The organism is Micromonospora sp. R311 (assembly GCF_056780015.1).
Genome location: NZ_JBSWCE010000110.1, coordinates 1 through 1,380, shown reverse-complemented (window position 1 = coordinate 1,380; position 1,380 = coordinate 1). Strand labels below are relative to the sequence as shown.

The following is a 1,380-nucleotide window of genomic DNA, read 5'->3' as shown; positions in this document are numbered from 1 at the left end:
CAAGGTGGCGGATCTGTCGCTCGCCGAGTTCGGGCGTAAGGAGATCCGGCTCGCCGAGCATGAGATGCCGGGTTTGATGGCGATCCGTCGTGAGTTCGCCGAGGCGCAGCCGCTTGCCGGTGCCCGGATCACGGGCTCGTTGCACATGACGATTCAGACGGCCGTGTTGATCGAGACCCTGGTGGCGTTGGGTGCGCAGGTGCGGTGGGCGTCGTGCAACATCTTCTCCACTCAGGACCACGCGGCCGCGGCGATCGTGGTCGGCCCGGAGGGGACTCCGGAGGCTCCGGCGGGTGTGCCGGTGTATGCCTGGAAGGGTGAGTCGCTGGAGGAGTACTGGTGGTGCACCGAGCAGGTGTTGACCTGGCCGGATGGTGCGGGTCCGAACATGATCCTCGACGACGGTGGTGACGCGACGCTGCTGGTGCACAAGGGCGTCGAGTTCGAGAAGGCCGGTGTGGTGCCGCCGGTGGAGTCGGCGGATTCGGAGGAGTACGCGGTCATCCTCGGGTTGCTGCACCGTTCGTTGGCGGAGGACGGGCAGCGGTGGACCCGGATCGCTTCGGGGATCAAGGGTGTGACGGAGGAGACCACGACCGGTGTGCACCGGTTGTATGAGATGCACCGGGCGGGCACGCTGTTGTTCCCGGCGATCAACGTGAACGACTCGGTGACGAAGAGCAAGTTCGACAACAAGTACGGCTGCCGGCATTCGCTGATCGACGGGATCAACCGGGCCACCGACGTGCTGATCGGCGGGAAGATGGCCGTGGTGCTCGGCTACGGCGATGTGGGTAAGGGGTGCGCGGAGTCGCTGCGGGGGCAGGGCGCCCGGGTGGTGGTGACCGAGGTCGACCCGATCTGCGCGTTGCAGGCGGCGATGGACGGCTACCAGGTCGCCACGCTGGATGACGTGGTGGAGCAGGCGGACATCTTCATCACCGCGACGGGTTGCTTCGATGTGATCACCAATGAGCACATGGCGCGGATGAAGCACCAGGCCATCGTGGGCAACATCGGTCACTTCGACAACGAGATCGACATGGCCGGGCTGGCGAAGCGTCCGGATGTGACGCGGGAGAACATCAAGCCGCAGGTCGACCTGTGGCGCTTCGACGACGGGCACGCGATCATCGTGCTGTCCGAGGGGCGGCTGTTGAACCTGGGCAACGCCACCGGTCACCCGAGCTTCGTGATGTCGAACTCGTTCGCCAACCAGACCATCGCGCAGATCGAGTTGTACACCAAGACCGACGAGTACCCGGTCGGGGTGTACGTGCTGCCCAAGCACCTCGACGAGAAGGTCGCCCGGCTGCACCTGGACGCCCTCGGCGCCAAGCTCAGCACCCTCACCAAGGAACAGGCCGCCTACCTCGGCGT

The 1,380-nt window shown here is 65.7% G+C and carries 1 protein-coding gene; it reads left to right on the top strand.

Annotated features, from left to right (window positions below; genetic code table 11):
* On the top strand, nucleotides 1-1,380 hold a 1,380-nt coding region (gene ahcY / locus AC1WTP_RS34385; protein ID WP_481653373.1), incomplete at both ends, for an adenosylhomocysteinase.